This window comes from Kocuria sp., assembly GCF_030536815.1.
Lineage (GTDB): Bacteria > Actinomycetota > Actinomycetes > Actinomycetales > Micrococcaceae > Kocuria > Kocuria gwangalliensis.
On record NZ_JAUNPE010000099.1, the window covers coordinates 3245 to 8215 of the forward strand.

General features: G+C 65.7%; 6 protein-coding genes and 1 pseudogene. 1 reads left to right on the top strand and 6 read right to left on the bottom strand.

The window, feature by feature from the left end:
* The 5 genes and pseudogenes from Q4E95_RS09315 to Q4E95_RS09335 form a co-directional block, all read right to left on the bottom strand.
* The coding region (locus tag Q4E95_RS09315; RefSeq protein ID WP_303383048.1) for a sulfate/molybdate ABC transporter ATP-binding protein at positions 1 to 815 on the bottom strand (815 nt) is incomplete at its 3' end.
* Positions 801 to 1565, bottom strand: a pseudogene (locus Q4E95_RS09320) (ABC transporter permease); the annotation flags it as partial. The pseudogene Q4E95_RS09320 and the gene Q4E95_RS09315, both read right to left, overlap by 15 nt.
* A complete protein-coding gene (modA, locus tag Q4E95_RS09325; RefSeq protein ID WP_303383043.1) occupies positions 1562 to 2368 on the bottom strand; it encodes a molybdate ABC transporter substrate-binding protein in 807 nt (268 codons plus the stop codon). The pseudogene Q4E95_RS09320 and the gene modA, both read right to left, overlap by 4 nt.
* Positions 2365 to 2766: a molybdopterin-binding protein gene (locus Q4E95_RS09330; protein WP_303383044.1), complete on the bottom strand. Its 402-nt coding sequence runs from the start codon at positions 2764 to 2766 to the stop codon at positions 2365 to 2367. The genes modA and Q4E95_RS09330 overlap by 4 nt, the downstream gene beginning before the upstream one ends.
* A 78-nt stretch (positions 2767 to 2844) precedes the next feature.
* Positions 2845 to 3630: an enoyl-CoA hydratase gene (locus Q4E95_RS09335; protein ID WP_303383045.1), complete on the bottom strand. Its 786-nt coding sequence runs from the start codon at positions 3628 to 3630 to the stop codon at positions 2845 to 2847.
* Between the two features lie 96 nt (positions 3631 to 3726).
* Here Q4E95_RS09335 and nadE point away from each other — a divergent pair, with 96 nt between their 5' ends.
* Entirely contained in the window at positions 3727 to 4554 is an 828-nt protein-coding gene (nadE, locus tag Q4E95_RS09340; protein WP_303383046.1) for an ammonia-dependent NAD(+) synthetase, read from the top strand.
* Between the two features lie 36 nt (positions 4555 to 4590).
* Here nadE and Q4E95_RS09345 read toward each other — a convergent pair.
* A partial coding sequence (locus Q4E95_RS09345) for a phosphatidylserine/phosphatidylglycerophosphate/cardiolipin synthase family protein (RefSeq protein ID WP_303383047.1) occupies positions 4591 to 4971 on the bottom strand: 381 nt, incomplete at its 5' end.

A 4971-nucleotide genomic window follows, 5' to 3' on the forward strand; every position in this document is an offset into this window, starting at 1 on the left:
GCCAGCTCCGCCACGTCATCCGCGTCATGAGTGATGATTACCGCGGTCCGGTCGGTGAGCACCCGCTTGAGTACGCTCCTGATTTCCGGGCGGGCGGTCACGTCCAGGGCGCTGAGAGGCTCGTCCAACAGCACCACGTCCGGCTCCGCGGCCAGCACCCTGGCAATCGCGACCCGCTGCGCCTGCCCGCCGGACAGTTCGTCCGGCCTACGCTGGGAGAACCGCTCTGCGCCGACCTCTCGCAGCCACGCCATGGCCCCCTTCCGCGCCGCCGTTCGGGACAGCCCCTTGCACCGCATCCCGAATGCCACGTTGTCCAGCACACTCAGATGCGGGAACAGCCGCGCCTCCTGCGCCATGAGTGCAACCCCCCGCTTGTGGGCCGGAACCCACAGCGTCCGCTCGTCGGCCGCCACAATGACGACACTGCGGCCGCCGACCCGCACACGTCCCGCGCTCGGGGTCAACAGGCCAGCGACCACAGCGAACACCGTGGACTTGCCCACCCCGTTGGGCCCGATCAGGGCAACGGTCCGTCCGGATTCCACGCTCAGCTCGGCGGCGGTTCCTCGCTCCGCAACGACCACGTGGGCATCCAGCCCGACTCCTCCCGCGGCCCTCGATGAAACACGTCCTGTTGAGCTGAGATCCGGATGGCGCGGGGCCTCCCTGTCGGTGGTTTCTCCCGCTCCTTCGGCGGGCACCTCCGACCGGGCGGCGGCCCGGGCCGGAACCGCCTCACGCGCCCACCGGAAGAGCCCGGCGCGGAACCCGGCGCCGCGGCGTCGTCGGGAGGGCGCGCTGAGGCTCACCACGAGCAGCGCGACGACCACGAGCAACAACGAGAGCGCCACGGCCGTGTCCGGGTCCACCTCGCGCTGCAGGTAAATCTCCAACGGGAGGGTGCGCGTGACCCCCTCCAGACTGCCGGCGAACGTGAGCGTGGCCCCGAACTCCCCCAGGCAGCGCGCAAAGGACAGCGCCGCGCCGGACAACAGCGCCGGTGCAGCCAGCGGAAGCGTGACGCGCCACAGCGTGCGGGTGGGGGACGACCCGAGGCCCGCGGCGATCTCCTCATAGCGGGTGCCCACGGTACGCAGTGCCCCTTCGAGGGACACCACCAGGAAGGGCAGCGCCACGAAGGTCTGGGCCAGGACCACCGCCGTGGTCGTGAAGGCGATATCGACGCCGAGCACCCGTAGTGACGGACCCAGCAGCCCCATGCGGCCGAACGTGTACAGCAGCGCGATACCGCCCACCACCGGCGGTAACACCAGCGGCAACAGCACCAGGGACCGGAGGAGCCCCAGACACCGGCCCTGCCAACGGGCAAGCACCAGCGCCAAGGGGCACCCCAGCGCGAGGCACAGGAGGGTGGAAACGAACGCCGTGCGCAGGGTGAGCAGCAACGCGGTGACCGATGCCTGGGAGGTCAGCAGCTCGGGCAGCCGGGCCCAGTCCACCCGCAGGAGCATGCCCAGCAGCGGCAAAAGCACCAGTAGCGCCCCGAGAGCGGCCGGGACGACCGCCCACCGGGGCGCGCTGTGGAAACCTCGGCCGATCACGGCGCGCCGAAACCGGCCTTCTGCAGGGCCTCCTCGCCCTGGGGCCCGGTGACGAACTTCTCGAACTCGGCGGCCAACTCCGCGTTCTTCGAATCCTTGAGACTGACGATCGGGTATTCATTGACGGCCTGGTCAGCCTTGGGCAGGTCTACGGTCTGGATCTTGTCCCCGGCGGACTTGGCGTCGGTCACGTAGACGATCCCGGCGTCCGCCTGACCGGAGGTCACTTTACCGAGCACGTCGGTGACGGAACCCTCCTCGCTGACGGGTTCGAGGGTCACGCCATTGGCCTTCTCAACGGTCTGGGTGGCCGAACCGCACGGCACCTCGGGGGCACACGTGACCAGCTTGACCCCGTCCTTGTGCAGGTCGTCGAAAGAGGTGATGTCAGCCGGATTATCCGTGGGTACCACAATGGTCAGCGTGTTGGTCGCGAAAATCGTGGGCTCACCGTCATTGAGCTGGGCGTCCGTCAGCTTTGTCATGTTCTTTTGGTCCGCCGATGCGAATACGTCCGCCGGCGCGCCCTCGATCAATTGCTGCGCCAGCCCGGAGGAACCGCCGTAATTGAGCGCCACCGTGGTGCCCGGGTGGGCTTCCTCGAAATCCCTGCCCAGCTGGTCGAACGTGTCCGCCAGGGATGCCGCCGCATAGACGGTCAGCGTCCGATCCCCGTCCGACGACGCTGCCGCGGACCCGCCCGCATTGCCGCCACCGCTGCTCGGGGATCCGCATCCCGCGAGAACCGCGCCCAGCACGGCGGTAATCGCGGCGGCCTTGAGAGCCTTCACCCGGCTCATCATGATTGGGCCGCGGTTTCTATCGACACCGCCGTGGCCTTGACCACGGCGGTGGCCACCGATCCGGGTTCGAGATTCAGTTCCCGAACCGCTTCGGTGCTGATCAAGGACACAATGCGATGCGGACCGCACTGCAACTCGACCTGGGACATGACGGTATCGGACACCACGGAGGTCACCAGCCCCACCAGCCGGTTGCGCGCCGAACCCGCGATCACCGCGGGATCCTTGGGATTGGTGGCCTGCTTCTTGGCCAGCTGCGCAAGCTCCAGTCCGTCCACCCCGGTGTGGCCGGACGGCCCGCTGAGTTTGGACAGGACTCCCTGATCGATCCACCGCCGAATGGTGTCATCACTGACGCCCAGGAACAGCGCGGCGTCCGCCACGCGAATGTGTGTCATGGTGCCATAATATCCGCATTTACAGACATTTGCTGTCCCGCACTCCGCACATGCGGATACAGGGCGCGGGCGACTCGCTCATTCGTGGGTGAAGTTCGCCTTGCGCTTCTCGCTGAAGGCGGTCATGCCTTCCTTCTGGTCCGCGGTCGAGAACAGGCCGTGGAACACGCGGCGTTCGTACTGCACACCCTGCTGGAGCGTGGTTTCGTAGGCCGCGTTCACGGACTCCACGGCATGCTGGGCAACGGGTTTGGACAGGCCTGCAATGGTGCGAGCGACGTCGTTGGCGGTCTCCAGAAGCTGGTCTGCCGGGACCACGCGGGCCACCAGACCGGAACGTTCGGCTTCTTCCGCATCCATCTGGCGGGCGGTCAGAATCATGTCCATGGCCTTGGCCTTACCGATCGCGCGCGTCAAGCGCTGGGTGCCGCCCATTCCGGGGATGACCCCCAGATTGATCTCGGGCTGACCGAACGTGGCGGTGTCCGCGGCGATGATCAGGTCGCACATCATGGCCAATTCGCAACCACCACCCAATGCGTAACCCGCCACGGCTGCAATCTTGGGGGTGCGCAAGTGAGCGAAGGCCTCCCAGGGTGAAAAGAAGTCCACGCGGTACATCTCGGCAGCCGATTTGGTAGCCATTTCCTTGATGTCAGCACCCGCGGCAAACGCCTTCTCGGAACCGGTCAGGACAATGGCGCCGATATCCGGGTCGCGATCGAGCTCGGTGGCGGCGGTGACCACGTCATTCATGGTCTGCTCGTTCAAGGCATTGAGCGCCTTGGGCCGGTTCAAGGTGATGACGCCAACGCGGCCGTCACGGGTCACCAAAATGGTCTCGTACTCGGTGTTTTCACTCATGTGATCAGCATCTCATGCGGGCCAGTGATCACCCTTGAGGAGCGGAGGGTGCAGACATGAAACGCCTGCGAAACACTGGGGAGTTACCATATCCGCATGCGTGAATTGCAGGCTCAGATCATTTCCGAACTCGGTGTGAAACCGCAGATCGACCCCGCTACGGAAGTGGAACGCCGAGTGGGTTTCCTGTGTGATTATTTCAGGGCCGCCCGCGCGCGAGGCTTCGTTCTGGGGATCAGCGGCGGTGTGGACTCCACGTTGGCCGGCAAGCTGGCCCAGCTGGCCGTGACGAGACTTCGAGCCGACGGTGAGGACGCCCAGTTCATGGCCATGCGTCTGCCCCACGGCGTCCAGCACGACGAGGACGACGCCCAGGCCGCTCTCGCCTTCATTGCGCCGGACCGCACGATCACCTTTGACGTCGCTCCGGCCGTGCGTGGTTTCGAGGAGGCTTACGAACCGGCCACCGGATCAAAGCTGACCGATTTCACGCGAGGCAACACCAAGGCGAGGGTGCGTATGACGGCCCAGTACGCCGTCGGCGGGGACAACAACCTGCTGGTGATCGGCACGGATCACGCCGCGGAATCCGTCACGGGATTCTTCACGAAATTCGGCGACGGCGGCGCGGACCTGTTGCCGTTGGGCGGCCTGAACAAACGTCAGAACCGCCAATTGCTCGAATACCTGCGGGCCCCGGAATTGTTGATCTCCAAGGCGCCCACTGCGGACCTGCTCGATGACAATCCGGGTCGCACGGACGAGGACGAACTGGGATTGACCTACGACGACATCGACGACTACCTGGAGGGTCAGGAGATTACCGCCGAGGTCGCGCAGCAGCTGGAAACCATCTTCCTGAGATCACGCCACAAGCGCACCGTGCCCGTGACCCCAGCCGATGACTGGTGGCGTTCCGAGTAACCTCCCGGGGCGTTCCGGCTGGGTGGCTGGCCGCGGTTAGAGGATCGGTCGCAGCGGAATCAACACCGTCTCCGCAAAGCGCGCCATGGGGTGACGATCACGCCAGCGCGGGGAGCTGAGGATCTCGCAGTGCTCGGAGTCCGCTTCGAAGACCTTCTCCATTTCCGCCGCGAAATCCGAGTCCACGATCTCCACGTTGGTCTCGTAATTGAACGACAGTGATAAACGGTCGATGTTGGCGGTGCCCACGGTGGACCACTCGCCGTCGATCGTCGCGGTTTTTGCGTGAATCATGGCCGCCGCGTACAGCAGGATGGTGATGTCCGCGTCCAGCAGCTGGCCGTAGAAGCCACGGGACACCCAGTCCGCCAGGATGTGGTTGGAGTCCTTGGGAACCATCACGCGGACGTCCACACC

Excerpts from the sequence above, each read along its gene's own strand:
- modA (WP_303383043.1), bottom strand. The coding sequence starts at position 2,368 with ATGATGAGCCGGGTGAAGGCTCTCAAGGCCGCCGCGATTACCGCCGTG.
- nadE (WP_303383046.1), top strand. The coding sequence starts at position 3,727 with ATGCGTGAATTGCAGGCTCAGATCATTTCCGAACTCGGTGTGAAACCG.
- Q4E95_RS09335 (WP_303383045.1), bottom strand. The coding sequence starts at position 3,630 with ATGAGTGAAAACACCGAGTACGAGACCATTTTGGTGACCCGTGACGGC.
- Q4E95_RS09330 (WP_303383044.1), bottom strand. The coding sequence starts at position 2,766 with ATGACACACATTCGCGTGGCGGACGCCGCGCTGTTCCTGGGCGTCAGT.